Annotated in this window: 12 protein-coding genes; all 12 read left to right on the top strand. The window is 45.4% G+C overall.

From position 1 onward, the window contains the following. Nucleotides 1-48: 48 nt before the first annotated feature. On the top strand, nt 49-1,029 hold the full coding sequence (locus VNM22_01305) for a lysophospholipid acyltransferase family protein (protein ID HWP45773.1): 981 nt from the start codon (nt 49-51) through the stop codon (nt 1,027-1,029). Between the two features lie 18 nt (nt 1,030-1,047). Then, entirely contained in the window at nt 1,048-1,353 is a 306-nt protein-coding gene (locus VNM22_01300; protein ID HWP45772.1) for an acyl carrier protein, read from the top strand. Between the two features lie 27 nt (nt 1,354-1,380). After that, complete coding sequence (locus VNM22_01295) at nt 1,381-3,183, top strand: beta-ketoacyl synthase N-terminal-like domain-containing protein (GenBank protein HWP45771.1); 1,803 nt, start codon at nt 1,381-1,383, stop codon at nt 3,181-3,183. 109 nt (nt 3,184-3,292) lie between these two features. After that, nucleotides 3,293-5,305, top strand: coding sequence for a TonB-dependent receptor (locus VNM22_01290; protein ID HWP45770.1), 2,013 nt, complete (start codon nt 3,293-3,295; stop codon nt 5,303-5,305). A gap of 151 nt (nt 5,306-5,456) precedes the next feature. Further along, nucleotides 5,457-5,813, top strand: coding sequence for a hypothetical protein (locus tag VNM22_01285; GenBank protein ID HWP45769.1), 357 nt, complete (start codon nt 5,457-5,459; stop codon nt 5,811-5,813). Between the two features lie 189 nt (nt 5,814-6,002). Beyond that, nucleotides 6,003-6,365, top strand: a complete 363-nt coding sequence (locus VNM22_01280; protein ID HWP45768.1) for a hypothetical protein — start codon at nt 6,003-6,005, stop codon at nt 6,363-6,365. A 666-nt stretch (nt 6,366-7,031) separates the two neighbouring features. Beyond that, nucleotides 7,032-8,003 (top strand): lysophospholipid acyltransferase family protein, encoded by a 972-nt coding sequence (locus VNM22_01275; protein HWP45767.1) that lies wholly within the window; start codon nt 7,032-7,034, stop codon nt 8,001-8,003. A gap of 27 nt (nt 8,004-8,030) precedes the next feature. Next, nucleotides 8,031-9,026, top strand: a complete 996-nt coding sequence (locus tag VNM22_01270) for a lysophospholipid acyltransferase family protein (GenBank protein ID HWP45766.1) — start codon at nt 8,031-8,033, stop codon at nt 9,024-9,026. A gap of 189 nt (nt 9,027-9,215) precedes the next feature. Next, on the top strand, nt 9,216-10,625 hold the full coding sequence (locus VNM22_01265) for a beta-galactosidase (protein ID HWP45765.1): 1,410 nt from the start codon (nt 9,216-9,218) through the stop codon (nt 10,623-10,625). A gap of 196 nt (nt 10,626-10,821) precedes the next feature. Further along, nucleotides 10,822-13,914, top strand: a complete 3,093-nt coding sequence (locus VNM22_01260) for an FG-GAP-like repeat-containing protein (protein ID HWP45764.1) — start codon at nt 10,822-10,824, stop codon at nt 13,912-13,914. Nucleotides 13,915-14,259: 345 nt separating this feature from the next. Then, entirely contained in the window at nt 14,260-14,475 is a 216-nt protein-coding gene (locus tag VNM22_01255; GenBank protein ID HWP45763.1) for a hypothetical protein, read from the top strand. A 108-nt stretch (nt 14,476-14,583) separates the two neighbouring features. Further along, complete coding sequence (locus tag VNM22_01250; protein ID HWP45762.1) at nt 14,584-17,715, top strand: SBBP repeat-containing protein; 3,132 nt, start codon at nt 14,584-14,586, stop codon at nt 17,713-17,715. The last annotated feature ends 5 nt before the right edge of the window (nt 17,716-17,720 follow it).

The following is a 17,720-nucleotide window of genomic DNA, read 5'->3' as shown; positions in this document are numbered from 1 at the left end:
ACCTTTTTTATAGAAAAGGTTGGTTAGAGACGATAAACAGAAAGAAAAATGAAACAATATTTTAAAGACTTTTTTCTGTTATTGGTCTGTTTCCCTTACCGCTGGCTCGTTCAGGCTTTACCTTTTCAAATAAGCTGTTCAATAGCTACTCTGTTTGGAAATATCCAATACAAAGTTCTTTCCTCCCATCAAAAACATCGGTTCTTTTCCTATCTTGATTTAGTTTTCGGTAATAAACTCGATACTCGGGAGAAAAAAACCATCCTGCGGGACTTCTACGTTGAGAAACAGAAAAAGATTGTGGATCTTTTTATCCTGGGAAGAAAAGATTACAAAAATTATCTTCAGATTTGCAGTATAGAAGGTCTGGATTATGTGGATCAGGTTTTATCCCAAGGAAAGGGAATGATCGGACTCAACTTCCACTTTGGTTTTGCTCACCTGATTCCACCTTTTGCCCTTTATAAGGGCTATAAAAAAATCGTCGGTTTTCTGGTCCTGCAGTCTCCTATCGAAGGAGTTAATCCCTGGCTCTCCCAACAAGTTCTAAATATCAAGCATTCTATTTGGAAAGAACGCGGGAATTTTCAGATTTTTTCTTCCCTGAAATCTCTTACCTACATGGTTGTAGCCCAATATCAGCATCTAAGACAGAACTATATTGTCAGTGCAGCCGGAGATGGAGCTCTGGGGGAAAGATTTATCTTGGTCGATTTTTTCAATGTAAAACTGAAAGTTCCCCTTGGACCTGCTCTTTTATCCGCAAAAACCGGAGCAGCCCTGGTTCCGAACTTTGTAATCCGACGAAAAGATAATGCGCACCATATTATCTTTGAAGAACCGATTCAAGTAGCTAATGAAGAGGAAGAAACCTTGAAGATGGCCGTTCAGAGATACATTCAACGTCTGGAACATTATGTTTCCCGATATCCGGCCCATTGGGGTTATTGGAATCGGATGGAGATAGAAGGGTTTGAGGGTGGTATACCTTTGATACGGCTGGTTACACGAAAACCTTTTGAAACTTAATAGAAAGGAAGGGGCTACATGTCATCTGTAAAACAAAATCAAACCTTATCCAAGGAAGAGGTTTTTGAAAATCTTCGGACCCTTTTAAGGGATATCTTGAATCCCGAAGATATTGAATTCCTTACTTTGGATACCCGCTTGCAAGAAGATCTGGGTATCAAATCCCTGGATACGGTAGAGATGATTATTGTTATAGAAAAAGCATTTTCTATCCGGCTGGATTCGGTGGATTTTACAAAAGTTAGTACCGTTGAAGACCTGATTAATCTGATCCTGGAACAATCCTGGAACGGTAGGAGCGACCAGCAGATCGCCCGTACTTAATGGAAAAGCTATAGAGGACGGGAGAAAATGGAACCTATCGCGGTTATCGGTATGGCTTGTCGTTTCCCGGGTGCCGGAAATCTAGAGGCTTTCTGGCGGCTTCTCCGGGACGGAGTAGATGCCGTCACAGAAGTTCCGGCGGATCGTTGGGATTTGCAAGCCTTTTACCACCCCGATCTTAAAGCACCGGGCAAAATGAACACGCGTTGGGGGGGCTTTCTGGAGCAGATAGATCAATTTGATTATCACTTTTTCAAGATCCTCTCATGGGAAGCTGCTCGAATGGATCCCCAACAACGACTCTTGTTGGAGGTAGCCTGGGAAGCCCTCGAAGATGCCGGACAGGTGGTAGATCGGCTGGCAGGTACCCGAACGGGGGTATTTATTGGAATTGGACCCGGAGATTACGGTCGGATGCAATTAAGCAATCCTGATTTCATCAATGCTTACACGAATACCGGTAACTTATTATCCATTGCATCGAATCGTATTTCTTATCTCTTTGATTTTAGAGGACCCAGTATTTCCATAGATACGGCCTGCTCCTCCTCCCTGGTTGCCGTCCATCTTGCCTGCCAAAGTCTCTGGACCCATGAATCTTCCCTTGCCCTGGCCGGGGGGGTAAACGTCATCCTATCACCAGAACTTACCATTGGCTTCAGTAAAGCAAGGGCTCTATCTCCCGAGGGTCGTTGCAAGGCTTTTGATGCAGGGGCAAATGGCTATGTTCGTGGTGAAGGGGCCGGTATGGTGGTCTTAAAACCCCTGTCAAACGCCCTGACCGATCATGATCCGATTTATGCTGTTATTCGGGGAAGTGCTATCAATAATAACGGACGCACCAACGGACTCACGGCTCCTAACCGGTGGGCTCAGGAAGAGGTGTTGCGAGAAGCTTACCGGCAGGCCGAAGTTTCACCGGGTCAGGTTCAGTATATTGAAGCCCATGGTACAGGAACCCTCTTGGGGGATCCCATTGAAGCCCAGGCACTGGGGACTGTCCTTGCAATAGACCGTCCTCCCGGACACTATTGTGCTATAGGTTCAGTCAAGACCAATATTGGACATCTGGAAACCGCAGCAGGTATCGCCGGTCTGGTTAAAACCGTATTGGCCCTTAGACACCGCGAGCTCCCCCCGAGCTTACATTTCCACAAACCTAATCCACATATCCCTTTTGAGGAGCTCCTACTGCTAGTTCAACAAACTCTGGGCCCCTGGCCCCAGGAATCCGGTCCAACTCTCGCCGGAGTGAGTTCCTTTGGCTTCGGGGGAACCAACGCCCATGCCGTTTTAGAGGGAACTCCAGGAGTTCCAGAAGCCTATAAACAGGAGAAAGACCTCCCTTTGGATCCACCGTACCTGCTTCCGTTATCCGCACACAGCCAGAAAGCTCTTCAGGCTCTTGTACAGGCATATCAGAGCTTTTTAGGAGTTGGAAATACTGGCTCTGCCGTTTCGTTACGAGATCTGTGTTATACGGCCAGTGTACGGCGAAGTCATCACGACTACCGCCTGGCCCTGGTATTTCGCTCGCGGGAGGAACTCATCCGGTGTCTGGAGATTTTTCTTCGGGGAGAAGTTCACCCGAATATCTCTTCAGGCCGAAAGACTTCAAACTCTAATGACCAGAAAGGAATCATGGATCGATCCCCTCTCGATGGAAAAGAAGACCGAATGACCATGCTTCGGTCTCTGGGTGCCCTCTATACCTTGGGGTATTCCATCGACTGGAGCTGGCTCTATCCAACCGACGGGCAGTGCGTCGGACTGCCCTCTTATCCCTGGCAGCGGGAACGCTGCTGGCTGGAACCTGGCAAACGGAGATAAATAAGTTCCCTTGGCTACTAACCGATTATGTAGGGGCATGGCACCGCCATGCCCCTACGAGGGTTACTGCCTTTCTGAATTTAAGTGTCTTTCTTTACTTAATAAGTTGATGAAAAGCATACGACCAGGCCATTCTACTTGGAAATGCGAGACCTTTTGGGTCCGGCTGTTAGAAGGAACTTTTTTTCTTTTATCTTTTATCTCTTATCTCTTAACTCCCCAGATACTCGCTCAGGTTATTTCTGAGGATAGATCGATCTTCCGGGAAGAAGAGTTTTTTCGTGTTGAGCAACTTGTTGCCATCGGTTCCCGGAGACTCCAGCATCTAAGTGAATCCCCTTCAGCAGTTTCCGTTATCACCGCTGACGATATTCGACAGTCTGGAGCTACGAATGTTATAGATCTCTTCAGGATGATCCCGGGTATGGATGTTATAACCCTGGATGGGCCTCGCTCTGTAGTGTCAGCCCGTGGATTTGCTTCGGAAACCGCCAGAACCATGCTCGTGATGATCGATCGACGTATTATTTTTCTCCATCAACAGGGTGGAACTTTCTGGAGAACCTTCCCCCTTTCTTTAGAGGATATCGAGCGCATTGAAATCCTTCGAGGTCCCGGTTCTACCTTGTATGGGATTAATGCCTTTACAGGGGTTATTAATATCATTACGAAAGATCCAGAAAAGTATAAGGGATGGACTCTCTCCTCTACCCTTGGAGGTAATGAGGAATTAGGCCTCGCAACGCTCATTTATGATCAGGTGTATAATGATAAATTTTCCTATCGGCTCTCCACCAGTTATGAACAGGATACCGGTTTCGATAAGAGCCTGCAGGGAACTCCCTTAGAGGACGCAAAACGTATTCCCAAGGCGACCTTTCGGGCTAAATATCACCTGTCTGAAGATTCAGATTTTCATCTCTCCACAGGTTATCTTACCGGAGACCGATCCGGAAGTTTTCCCGTTCCTGCAAATCCGGCCGGAGAACCGGGTCATGAAGAGTTCGAAAGTTTTTTCCTACAGAGTTGGTATGAAAATCGGTTTTCTCCCACTTCAACTCTTTTTGTTCAAGGATACTGGAATGTCACCAACGCAAAGTTCATCTTCTTGAATCCCGTCTCCGGGATTCGAGAGTTTGATATGGATACTTTGGGTGCAGAATTTCAATATAACTTCTCTTTCCTCCCCCAACATCAATTGGTATTCGGTGGAGATTATATTCTGGATTTTTTGGATGCTCCCCAGGGTAATATCCACAGTCGCCAGGATAGCGCCTTGGGCTTCTATATTCAGGATGAATACAAACCATCAGATCAGTTAACTTTGGTTGCCGGAATACGGGTTCAGGATAATACTCTTTCTGGAACCGATGTGGCCCCCCGAGGAACTCTCCTTTATACTCCCTGGAAGAATCATACCTTTCGATTTGCTATGGGACAGGCCATCCTACCCCCCTCCCAATTTGAGGTCTTTAATGAAACCCGGGTAACTCTACCAACCGGTGCCATCGTTGCTCGACTTTCCAACCCAAACCTGGATTCTGCAATTAATACCGCCTATGAAATAGGCTACCGGACTTATCTGTGGGATAAACTCCGCCTTAACGTAGAACTCTACTATAATGATATCGACAAATTCCCCAGGAGCGCTCCTGCACCACCTCCTCCAGGGGTCACACGAGCTACTTTTATCAGTGATGGATTTAATGGTTTTTCCAAGGGAGTTGAATTAGAGGTCATGACCCCTTTAACAGACTGGTTACAGGGAAGAGCCAATTATACCTATGAGTTTATTGATATTAGCGATGAGGGCGCTTTGCGCCCCGGAGATCTGGATAAGTCAACGCCCCGGCATAAAGTCAATCTGGGATTGAGGGCTAAGTTTCCAAATGGGTTTTCGACCAATCTTCAGTTAAGCTACGTGGATCATACTGCGCCCCTCTCCGATCCAACTATTTCCTTGCCTCCATACACCCGATTGGATGTTCGAGTGGCTAAAACTTTCTTGAATGATACCCTTGAAGTCGCCGTAACGGGTCAAAATCTTGTTGATCCCCATGCTGAAAGTGAAGTTGCCGTCCTGGATAGATTGGTTTTTGCGTCAATGACCTGGCGGTTTTGAAGAAAAAATACCGTTACCCGGAGAAAATTTATAAACTTTTTGATTGACGGAAGAATAAAAAAACGTTAGTATCTAGCCTCCGTAATAATCCGTTTAATTAACAAAAGTTAGTAAAACAACTGTTAACCTTTCGGATAAAAAGGAGGCTCCTATGAAAACCAAAGTTTTAGTACCCTCTTTGCTGGTGGTAGGAATTTTTTTATTCTCCCAGAGTACTTTAGCCGCCAATTACACCTGGATACCTGCCCAGGGAACCAACTGTGATACCACTTGCGGAAGAGCCGGTCAGGTCGCGGTGTATTCTGGAACCGAGGGGAGCAAATCAGGTGCAGCTACGCAACTTTACGTCTGTGGCGTGGATGTTAAAATATATCAGAGACAGAGACAACAATATTCCTCCGGATTTGTCCCCGGTAAGAATGTAGTGGCAACAACGACCTGCAATGTACCTTTTAATGGAAAAGAAAACGTCATACAAAGCTTTGTTTGCTTGTGTGTTCCTCGATAATTTATCCTTCTAAGGAGGAAATCCCTTGTAGGGAAAGAAATTTTTTCCTACAAGGGAGGTTAATGAGAAGTAAGCCCAGGAGACATTTCTTTATCAGCCTAGAAACCTTAAAGTTATTTGTGCGTCTTCTTATAAAGGGATCGAAGGTGGGCAGTTTTTATAATTTTTCTCTAAAAAGGGAGGTTAGCTATGAAAACGAAAATTTTAATTGCCTCTTTAGCTGTTTTACTGACAGGAATTTCTTTAGTAGAAGATCTGGTTTGGGCTGCCAACTATAGTTGGTTAGCTGCACCTCCTGGAACCAATTGCGATACGACCTGTACCAGAGCCGGTCAGGCTCCGGTTTATGCGGGAGCTGAAGGAAGTAAGTCAGGTGCAACGGCTCAGCTATTTGTCTGCGGTGTACCCACATCAGCAAAGAGGGGGAGAAGACAATATTCTTCAGGTTATGTTCCCGGTAAGAATGTAACTGATACCTTTAATTGCCTGGTGCCTTTTAACGGGAAAGAGTATGCCCAGAAAAACTTCGTTTGTTTATGTGTTCCACGATAATTCAACCTTTATAAAGTAGCTTTTATCGGCCTAACTTTCATCTTCCTGGTTCTGTAGGACAGGAGGGAGGAAGTTAGGCTTTTTCATTGATCTCTCCGATCCCACTTAAAACCTCCATTTTCCCCTTGCCTTAAAGACACGTTCAAAGTTCCCGAAGATTTCGATTCTTACCCTTGAACTTATGAAGTAGGCAATCCATAAAAATCCACTTCTGGCAGGAATTATGCACTTGACCGATCAGGTAGGCTAAAGGGTATTGCCCGGGAGTATTTATCTAACTCGCCTATGGGATTGCCGAGCATCCAAATGATCGGTTATATGGGTACAAGGGGTGGCAGAACAATTTGTTGAGACCGAATCTCATCGAATAGGACGAATAGAGATTTAGTCCTTAAACAGGCCAACTCCCAAAGCACCCCTCTCCCGAAGCTTCGGAAGAAGGGGTTCACCAGAAGCTAACCCAGAGATCTTCTCACCCCTCTCCGCAGCGTAGGAGAGGGGCCTGGGGTGAGGGCAGAGCGTTACACAGCATTAACTTTACAAAGTAGCAGGGACACAGCATGCTGTGCCTGTGTTAAGGTCTTAAGCCGTAACCTCTGTTATACAGGTGCATATACGATTTCACAAAACCGGGTACCGGGTTCAAGGGCGCTCCGGATCATTAACATGAAGCTGTATTTCAAAAACCTCCTGCTTTTGCTGGTTTATTTTCCCTATCGTTGGCTAATCCAGACTTTACCCTTTCGGATTAGCTATAAGCTGGCTACTTTATTGGGAAATATCCAATATCTCTTCGCTTCCCCTAAACAAAAACATCAAATTCTTACTAACTTAAATCTCATTTTTGGCGATAAGTTTAACCTTCAAGAAAAGAAAACTATTTTAAAACGTTTTTATGCTACTAAACACAGGATCCTCATGGATCTTTTTATTATGGGAAGAAAAGATTATGGGAAGTATTTCCGGGCCTGTAAGGTAGAAGGTCTGAATTATATAGACGAAGTTTTATCTCGAGGTAAAGGTTTAGTAGTCGTCACCTTTCATTTTGGTCCTGTTAATCTGGTTTCAGCCTATTTAGCTTATCGAGGTTATAAAATAACTCCTTTACTGGTATTGCCCACCCATCTCAAGGATACCAGCCCCTGGGTTTCACAAAAGGTCCTGGGTATTAAAAGTTCCATCTGGAAAACACGGGGAAATTATCAAGTTATTACCTCCTTGAAATCTCTGTTGTCTTTAGTTAGAATTCAGTATGAGTGCTTAAAGCAGAATCAAATTATCGATGCAACGGGAGATGGGGCACTTGGGAAAAGATTTACTCTGGTAGACTTTTTTAATGTAAAACTAAAAGTTCCTCTGGGACCTGTCCTCATGGCTGCAAAAAGCGGCGCAGGGATAGTTCCTGGTTTTGTGATTTTGCAAAAAGACTTTACGCAATATTTCGTCTTTAAAGAACCGATTCAGGTCGAGGGAGAGGAGGAAGAAATCTTAAAAGGAGCTGTTCAGGAATATATCCGGCATTTAGAGCATTATATTTCCCAGCATCCCGATTATTGGACCCATTGGGCACGCATGGAGAAGGAAGGTTTTGAGAATGGAGTTCCTGTAATGCAGGTAATTCCCGGAATAACCGATTAAAACCTCTGGTGAGCTCAGTCAAACTCTATGAAAGAATTCCCCATAAAGCGCTATCTTAAGGATTTTTCTTTACTTCTGGTTTATTATCCCTATCGCTGGCTAATTCAAGTTTTACCTTTCCGGATCGGTTATCAGATAGCCACCTTACTGGGTAGTATCCATTACTTGTTTGTCCCTTCTAAACAAAAACGTAAAATAATCCATAATCTGGATATGGTTTTGGGAGATAAACTTAATTTTCAGGAGAAAAAAGCCGTTGTACGGGGTATTTATATCCATAAACAAAAGGCCTATACCGATCTCTTTATTATGGCGAGAGAGGATTATAAAAAATATTTTGACGCCTGTAGCAATGAAGGGATAAGTTATCTAGATCAGGCCTTAGCCGAAGGGAAAGGTGTTGTAGGAGTAAATTTTCATTTTAGCTCTGCCAATCTGATAGCTACTTATCTGACCTATAAAGGCTACAAAATGAGTCCTATCCTGGTATTAACAGGGACGAAAGGGGCAAGTCCCTGGATTTCCCAGAAAATCTTAGACCTCAGATCTTCGATCTGGAAAGAACGAGGAAATTTCCAGATTATTACCTCCTCAAAATCCCTGGTTTCTGCAGTTATAAACCAGTATCGATCCCTGGCAGAAAATCGAGTTATCAGTGCAGCCGGGGACGGACCTCTAGGAAAAAAATTCACCTTAGTCAACTTCTTTAATGTCAAGCTGAAAGCGCCGCTTGGACCTGTTCTTATGGCTGCAAAAAGCGGTGCGCCTATAGTTCTAAGCTTTGTAATCCGACGGGAAGACGGAACCCATCATTTTGTTTTTAAGGAACCTATCAAAGTCCAGCAAGAAGATGAGGAAGTCTTCAAAGGAATTGTCCAGAATTACTTCACACAATTGGAGTATTATGTTGCGCGATATCCAGATAGCTGGCTTTATTGGACACGTATGGAGAAGGAAAGAGTTGAAAATGGAGTTCCTGTGATTCAATTATTGCTTGCGACAGGACTTACCCATATAGAATAAAATCAAAGAAGATATATGCAATTTTGGTTATTAATCAGAAAGAGGTTTTTTTTCTTCTTTTCTTTACTTTTTGTTTTTTGTTTTCTACCTTCTGTCCCTTCATCCCGTACCGGCACAACCTGCTGTGTCCCTACTTCTTCTTTAGCTTTTATGGATTCGACAGACTCACCGCAGGAAGAAGGAACGGAGATGAGTGGCATCTCTAGCGAAGGTTATGGGGTTTATGTCCTGAATAAAATGGAGGAACCTTTTAATCCAACAGGGTTAAATTCTCCGTATGTTCGAGGAATAAGTCCCCGGGTTAAATGGTGGACCCTAGAGCCTGTGGAAGGTCATTATGTCTGGAGTTATCTCGATGAAGTTTTTCAAACGGCCGCCCAATACAATAAAAAAGTTATCCTTCGGGTTCACCCCGGTGTTTTTACACCCGAGTGGGTCTATCAAGCGGGCGCTCAAAGGGTTCAGCGACCAGACGATAGGGGACGTTCTCCCCGCAAAAAGCGCTTTTCTTCCAACCCTGATAGAGGAGAGACCTTTATAGGCAATGAACAAGGGCTTCCAGATGGTGGACCCCCTGTTCAGGATAGACTGCCTTCTCTACCGGTCCCCTGGGATCCCGTTTATTTAGCTAAGTGGACAAATTTTATCGATAATCTGGGAAAGCGATACCGGGCCAATCCTAACCTTTATGCGGTTGCCGTTGCAGGGCCTACCGTTACTTCAGTGGAATTCCATCTCCGAGGTAAAGAAAAAGACTGGGAAAGTTTTGGGTATACCCCGGCTAAACTACTCGATGCCTGGAAACAATGCATAGATGCCTATGCCAGGGCCTTTCCAAATAAAGCGATTGTCTTAAACATGGCTTTTCAAATCCTAGGAAACCGGGAGCTTCCTCAACAAATTATCGATTATGGCCTCGGGACCTATAAGAGCCGGTTGTTTATCCAGGGAAATTGGTTAAGTGCTAATACCTCCCCCGAAAGGTTAAAGGTCCTGCAACAGTTCAGTAAGCAAACGACGATTGGATTTCAGATGTTGGGTACGGCCAATCGGGTGGGGAACTTACGAAAAGCTATAGAAAATGGCCTTGCAGGAGGAGCGAGTTACCTGGAAATTTATGAGTTTGATGTGGTTAATCCAGAGTTTAGGGAAGATATCCAATTTGCAGCTACCCAACTTCAAAGGGTCTCGGTCAAATCTTCTGAATTTCAAAAGTCCGGTACAAGTAAAAGCTCAGAAACAATAGATAATGGAACCTCCACCCTGGAAGGATCGAAACCCCTTGGCAATGAACTTTCCACTTCTACAATTCGCCAACTAACCCAACAATTGCGCCAGGCTAGAAGGGCACTTTCTACCCGGGACTTACCTAAATCCATAGAGGAATTCCAGGAAGCCAGAAATACCCTGGATCTCCTCCAGAAAGACTATCCCCAGGTTGGGGATCAACTTCTTGAAGCTCAAACCAAACTGAACCAAATCATAGATCATCTCCATCGTAATAACCTGCCTGAAGCCAGGCGATTATATCGAGAAACCCTCCAGATCCTGAGGTCGGCAAAAATAGAAGTTTTAAATGAATCGCCTCTGGAAAAATGAAAGGAAACCAATAAAAATGAAAAGGAGAGTTTTCCTGCTCTCGCTTTTTTATTTAAAAAAGCAAAAACCAAAAGAACCTACGAACCATGATCTTTTCCCTTTTATTTCTTCAGTTAGATTCGATAAAGACACCCTACCTGGGGTCTTTATTTTTTGTCTTTTGTCTTTCGTCTTCTTACTTTTACCGGTAGAACCTTTGTTAGCTGCTGTTCAGACCGATGGTCCATTGGTTGGCGCTGTAACAGATACTTCTGCCAAAGTTTTTGTCCGGACCGATAGTGCCGCGTCTGTGGTTATTGAATTTTCTGAGGATGCGGCCCTTACCTCACCTCTTCAGACTGCTCCTGTTCTGACAGGAACAGATACGGACTTTACAACCCTTATTACGCTTAATGGCCTGAAACCTGAGACGCGTTACTCTTATCGTGTTCTGGTGGATGGTTTTCCTCAACAGATTACTCCTTTTCCCTCCTTTACCACCTTTCCTCCTCCCGGTACAGCTAGAGATTTCCGTTTTGCTATTCTGGCAGATCTCATCAATACTAAAAAATATCCTACCGTTCCGGCTCCGGTTTATACCCAGGTAACCGCAGAGTCTCCGGCCTTTATCCTTCAGATTGGCGATTTTGATCACAGAGATCCTCAGACACTGGAAGAGATGCGGCGCATGCACCGGGAAGTTCGAGGATTATATACTGCTTCGGGGTTTGATTTCTTTTATTACCTCGCTCCTCGATTTCCTTTATTCCATGTTTATGACGATCATGATTATGGAACCAATAATGGGGACAAGACGTTTCCGGGGCGGGCAGATGCCATACGAGCTTTTCGGGAGTATTACCCATCCCCTGACTTGGCGAACCCCACAGGCGGTATCTGGTATAAATTTACTTACGGTCAGGCCGAATTTTTCATGTTGGACCTACGGTCCCAAAGAGATCCCAGTACCGACCCGGATGGACCGGAGAAGTCCATGCTTGACGGGGATCATATTCCCGATGGGCAGAAAGATTGGCTAAAAGCCGGCTTATTAGCCTCAACAGCTCGATGGAAGTTTTTGATCTCCACCGTATGCTTTAATCCCACCTGTAAGCCCAGGGATAGTTGGGGAGCTTATAACACAGAACGGATCGAAATTTTAGATTTTATCCGACAGAACAACATCCAGGGGGTTATCCTTATCTCTGCAGACTTACATTCAGGAGGTGGGATCGATGACGGAACTTTTGCCGGGCTTCCTGAGCTTAATGTTCCCCATACGAACCTTTTGAGTGGAGACTCTGGTCCCAAAGGAACCTGGAGTGAAGGAATTATATCCGGTAACAATGGAAATGCGGGATATGGCCTCGTCACTGTATTGACTAATCCCGATCGAATTGTGTTAGAAGCAAAGGGAGTTCAGGGGGAGCTACGAAAACGACTGGTAATTCCCACTTTTACCGATGTTACACTTTCTTCAGGACTTTCCCCGGAAGGCTATACCTTTGGAAATCCCATCTGGGGTGATTTCAATAATGATGGAAATCTCGACCTCTTTGTGGATAATCACTATGAACTTGCTCCTCGGTTGTATCAAAATAATGGAAATGGAACGTTTACGAATATTCAACAAAACTCCGGTATTGTAGCAGAGCAAGACTATCACGGCTCCGCATGGGGAGACTTCGATAATGACGGGGATCTGGATTTGTTCATAACTATCGGAGCAAGTAACGGAACCGATGTGGGTGGGAAGCGGGATAGATTTTATTTGAATACCGGAGCCGGACATTTCAGGGATATTACCCTGTTAGCAGGGGTTCCCAATGCTTTTGGGAGGGGACGAAGTGTAGCCTGGGGAGATTATGATAACGATGGATACCTGGACCTTCTGATTGGGAATCTGGACACGCCTTTAGTCCTCTATAGGAATAATGGAAATGGGACCTTTACAGATGTGACGGCACAGGCCGGTCTTGGGGGACTTCAGTATCCCGAGTGCGCTTTTGCAGATTATGATAAAGATGGCTTTCCGGATATCCTCTGTGTAGGGGATGGGCCTGATATTTTGCTGAAGAATAACAAACATGGAAAGTTTAAGAATGTCACAGAGGCTGCAGGTCTTGGTCCTCTAACCAATGGAAAAGGTATTGCCTGGGGGGATTATAATAACGATGGTAACCTGGATCTTTTCATATCCAGAGGTTTCAATGATCAAAATGGGAGCCTGTCCTGGAATGCTTCCGTGGTTTCCTTCACCGATAAAATAACCGGTCATACCGGTACAGGATTTGACTTTCAAACGAGTGCAGAGTCCCTTACGTTCGATTTATATGTGGGAAAAAATCACCAGCCCACGTTGGTTTTCATAGGGCAGGGAGGGATTCATCCGGGAGAAATTCCCTTTTCGATAACCGGAGATTCCAGTCTTGGACAACCCATTTATGTACCGGGAGTTAATTTAGGTTTCTTCATTTGGGCAGATAACCTGGATGGAACTTCTTCCACAAGAATCTGGCACGTTCGATGGAGTGGAGATGGTAATGGCAATTACCAATTTTATGGGGTCATTACGGGGTGTTGCCTAACCTCGATTACTCCCTTACAAGGATTTCTCCGCATTACGCCATCCTCTCAAGCGCAAATTTTGAAGGATACCCTTTATAGGAATAATGGAGATGGGACGTTTACAGATGTAACCGATCAAGCTGGAGTCGGAAGCACCAGTAATAACAACGCTGCGGTATGGGGAGATTTCGATAACGATGGTTATCTAGATCTTTATGTAGTCAACTCTGGAAGTGCTTCTGCAGGAGATGCTCCCAACTATCTCTATAGAAACAATCGGGATGGAACTTTTACCAACGTAGCCAGCTTGAGGGGTGTTGAAGCTTTAGGGGAAGGTCGAGGCCGTGGTGCTGCCTGGGGGGATTATGATAACGATGGATTTCTAGATCTCTTTGTTACCAATGGACAGGATCCCTTTCCCTTTCAAAAAGGACCGCATTTTCTTTATCATAACGAAGGAAATGGAAACAACTGGCTTAAGATCAAGCTCATAGGAACCCTAAGCGACCGACAAGGGTTGGGAACCAAGGTTCAGATCAAGAGCGGCCAAACTATTCAATATCGAGAGGCCAATGGTGGTGGAGGTGGACATTATCTTTCCCAGGGAGCCGGCCCTCTCCACTTTGGGTTGGGCCAGATTACCTTGGTTGATCGGATTTCAATCGAATGGCCCAGTGGTATAAAACAGACCTTGAAGAATGTTCCGGTCAACCAGGAGATTACAATTATTGAGGGACAGTAATACTTTGTAAAGTTAAATTTGATCCTATAGAGTTACCCTCACCCCCGGCCCCTCTCCCACGCTGCGGGAGAGGGGAGCTGGGGAGTGAAAGTAGCCCTATGAGGCTAAAATTAAGTAAACAGTGTAGTAGTAATTTGAATAAAGAATATAAAACCCTGGTAAATACATCCTGTATAGTCTCCCTTTCCTTGACCCATGAACACGGATAAAGGCTCAAAGTTTGAAACCGGATCAACCCCAGATAGAAAAAAGAGATTAGAAAACAGCATATCCCAGATCTATCGTCTACTGCCTCCCGAATTACAGTCCCACCGTCTCCCAGACCGGGCGCTCGGAGGGGCTCTGGTGGGAGGTACGGTTGGCGCGATCCTCGGAGCAATGCTTGGAATGGGTTTTGGAATACTAATCGGAGTGCATGAAGGGACTGGTATGGAAATTCTCGGAGCTATTCTGGAGAGTATTTTCCAGGGTACCATTGGAGTCATTTTCATAGGGCTTATGGGGGCAGCCGTTGGAGCCATCATAGGGATGATTTTTGGACCGTTTAAAAAAAATAGCTAATTTGACCGGTCCCTCGTTCCCTCGTCGACGGGAGTCAGGGAGGAGAAATGCTTCATTCCCTTATGGCTTCATTTGCTTACTCGCCCCGGATGGAGTTATAACATTACCATGAAGTACTACTTAAAACACCTGATCCTCTGGGTTGGGTATTTAGTCTGGCTTGTATCGGGGTTTCCAGGACCGACAGCCTATTTGCAGCCAGTATTCGCGGCCCCACCACAACCTCCCTTAACTCCTGAACAACCAACCCAGATACCCCCGACCTATACACAACCATCCCTGAGTTTTGAGATCAATCAAGGCCAAACCGATCCTGAAGTAAAGTTCCTGGTTCGTGGGAGCGGTTACCACTTGTATTTGACCCCTACCGAGGCGGTATGGATCCTTAAGAAGGAAGAAAGGAAGGCTCGAAAGGTAGAACAAATCGAGGATTTATTTAAACAAGATAGCGATTTATACAGGGATACGAGCGCAGTACTTCGAATGCAACTCATAGGTGCTAACCCTCAGCCCCTTATAAATGGGCTAGATGAATTACCAGGCAAGCGCAATTATTTTATCGGTAATGATCCTGACAGGTGGCGTACGGAGATCCCAACTTATGGAAAAGTGGTGTATCAGGATGTGTATCCCGGTGTAAATCTGGTTTATCACAGTCACCAAGGCCATTTAGAGTATGATTGGGTCATTACTCCAGGTGCAGACCTTACGGCTATCCAATTCTCTTTTGAAGGGGTAGAGAAACTTGAAATTGATCTCAATGGGGATCTTGTACTTTACACTCCCATAGGCGAAATCCGGCAACAAAAGCCGGTTATCTATCAAGAGATCAATGGTACAAGGCAGGTAATTCCTGGTCGTTATGTGATACTCAACCAGGAGGAGCTTACGGAGAATCCCTTCCTACAAAAAGACAGAAAGCCAGCTAAAATCGGATTTCAATTGGGTACTTACATGGCTTCCAAAACCCTGATTATAGATCCCGTGTTAATCTACTCAACCTATTTGGGGGGGAGTACCAACATTTATGGTGAATTTGGCCGTGCCATCGCTGTAGATACGTTAGGTAACGTTTATGTAACGGGCACCACGGATTCGATTAACTTTCCTACCCAGAAACCTTTCCAGAATACTTTTAACGGCTTCATCGATGCCTTTGTTGCAAAACTAGATTCCACAGGATCTACCCTCCTCTATGCCACCTATTTGGGGGGTAGTGGCCGTGATTTTAGCTATGGGATTGCCCTGGATCCTCTGAATAATATCTATCTGACCGGTCAGACCAGTTCTCCGGATTTCCCATTGGTAAATCCTTTACAACCCAAACGAGGCGGATTTGATGATGCCTTTGTAGTAAAATTGAATTCCTCAGGTTCTAAACTCATTTATGCCACCTATCTCGGGGGCAGTGAGAGTGATCTGGGTCACAGTATCGCCGTAGATGCTTCTGGCAATGCTTATATAACCGGGGGGACCCGATCCACCAACTTTCCCGTTATGAACCCCTTGCAGCCAAATAAGGGCGCAGATCTTTGTGCCCTTCCTCCCTGCGAGGATGTCTTCGTGGCCAAGTTAAATTCAACAGGCTCTGCCCTTGTCTACTCTACTTACCTGGGGGGGAGTGGTCGAGAATCGGGTTATGATATTGCAGTCGATACCCTGGGTAATGCTTACATCATGGGCACTACCGAGTCGGTCGACTTTCCGACAGCTCAGGCTTTGCAACCTTCCTTTGCGGGGGGAGATTCAGACTTCCCCACCGATGCCTTCGTGGTAAAACTAAATGCTACCGGTACTGCTTTTATTTACTCCACTTATTTGGGTGGCAGTAAGGGAGAAACTGGGCACGGGATTGCCGTAGATAAATACGGTAATGCCTATGTGACCGGTTTTACCCGTTCTTTAGATTTTCCCACCGTGAATGCCCTGCAAGCAGTTTTTGGGGGGGGTTATACCAATCCCAGTGATGCTTTTGATGCCTTTGTCGCAAAGTTGAATCCAACAGGGTCTTCTCTGGTTTTTTCGACCTATCTCGGAGGTAGTGACTTTGACATCGGTAACGATATCGCCGTGGATACCTCCGGGAATATTTACGTGGTTTGTGATACCAGCTCACCCGACATGCCTACAGCAAATTCTATACAATCCACTTTTGGAGGAGGATTTAGCGATGCCTTCCTAGCGAAGTTGGATGCCACAGGTTCTTCCATTGTTTATGCAACTTACCTCGGCGGTAATAATGATATTTTCCGAGAATTTGGTCTTGCGGTGGCCGTAGACGCGGCAGGTGCCGCTTACATAGCCGGTGGAGCCGCTTCAACCAACTTCCCAACCGTAAATGCGCTTCAACCAAATTTTGGGGGGGGGTTCGGAGACGCTTTTATCGCTAAAATTTCTGACACAGTCCCGGTAGCCTACACGGCAGATTACAATGGAGATGGTAAAGCCGATATTGCCCTTTATAGACCTTCTACCGGGGAGTGGTTAGTTCTGGGAACTTCTCCTGTATTTTTCGGATCCTCTGAAGATATTCCGGTTCCAGGCGATTATGATGGAAATGGAACTGCAGATTTTGCCTTCTGGCGACCTTCTACAGGAGATTGGCATGTTCTTTTGAATGGGAGTGAGGACGTTCAGAATTGGGGTATCCGGGGAGATATTCCAGTTCCGGGGGACTATGACGGAGACAAAAAAACAGATCGTGCTATCTGGAGGCCTGCGACAGGAGAATGGTGGATTTCTTTATCGGGATCTTCCCCCTCCAATCCCATTAACTTTATGGTTACCTCCTGGGGTATTGCCGGAGATATCCCTACACCGGCCGATTATGATGGAGATGGAAAAACGGATATAGCCGTTTTTCGACCTTCCAACGGAACCTGGTACATCCTTAACTCCAGTGGAGGGAGTACTATTTCCATCCTGGGACAGCCGGGAGATTTTCCGGTACCTGGAGATTACGATGGCGATGGACTGGCTGATGTAGCCATCTGGAGATCGGTCACTCATACCTGGATCGTTTTGCTCAAAAAAGGTGAAATGGTTCAAAAAGTATCACGACCTGGCGATTTCCCGGTTCAGGCAGATTTTGACGGGGATAGACGGACTGACTTGGGAATTTTTCAGGCTTCTACGGGAGAATGGTTTATCCTGACTTCTTCCTCCGGGTTTAGAATTTCTACTCTCAATATATGGGGTCAGCCCGGAGATATTCCTGTAGCGGCCTCGGGTGGAAGATAACTCTA

The organism is Candidatus Limnocylindrales bacterium, assembly GCA_035559535.1.
Classification (GTDB): Bacteria; Moduliflexota; Moduliflexia; order Moduliflexales; family JAUQPW01; genus JAUQPW01.
Note: the sequence above shows the minus strand (reverse complement) of the source record. Positions and strands in the feature narration are given on the sequence as shown.

Excerpts from the sequence above, each read along its gene's own strand:
- VNM22_01305 (HWP45773.1), top strand. The coding sequence starts at position 49 with ATGAAACAATATTTTAAAGACTTTTTTCTGTTATTGGTCTGTTTCCCT.
- VNM22_01300 (HWP45772.1), top strand. The coding sequence starts at position 1,048 with ATGTCATCTGTAAAACAAAATCAAACCTTATCCAAGGAAGAGGTTTTT.
- VNM22_01295 (HWP45771.1), top strand. The coding sequence starts at position 1,381 with ATGGAACCTATCGCGGTTATCGGTATGGCTTGTCGTTTCCCGGGTGCC.
- VNM22_01290 (HWP45770.1), top strand. The coding sequence starts at position 3,293 with ATGAAAAGCATACGACCAGGCCATTCTACTTGGAAATGCGAGACCTTT.
- VNM22_01285 (HWP45769.1), top strand. The coding sequence starts at position 5,457 with ATGAAAACCAAAGTTTTAGTACCCTCTTTGCTGGTGGTAGGAATTTTT.
- VNM22_01280 (HWP45768.1), top strand. The coding sequence starts at position 6,003 with ATGAAAACGAAAATTTTAATTGCCTCTTTAGCTGTTTTACTGACAGGA.
- VNM22_01275 (HWP45767.1), top strand. The coding sequence starts at position 7,032 with ATGAAGCTGTATTTCAAAAACCTCCTGCTTTTGCTGGTTTATTTTCCC.
- VNM22_01270 (HWP45766.1), top strand. The coding sequence starts at position 8,031 with ATGAAAGAATTCCCCATAAAGCGCTATCTTAAGGATTTTTCTTTACTT.
- VNM22_01265 (HWP45765.1), top strand. The coding sequence starts at position 9,216 with ATGAGTGGCATCTCTAGCGAAGGTTATGGGGTTTATGTCCTGAATAAA.
- VNM22_01250 (HWP45762.1), top strand. The coding sequence starts at position 14,584 with ATGAAGTACTACTTAAAACACCTGATCCTCTGGGTTGGGTATTTAGTC.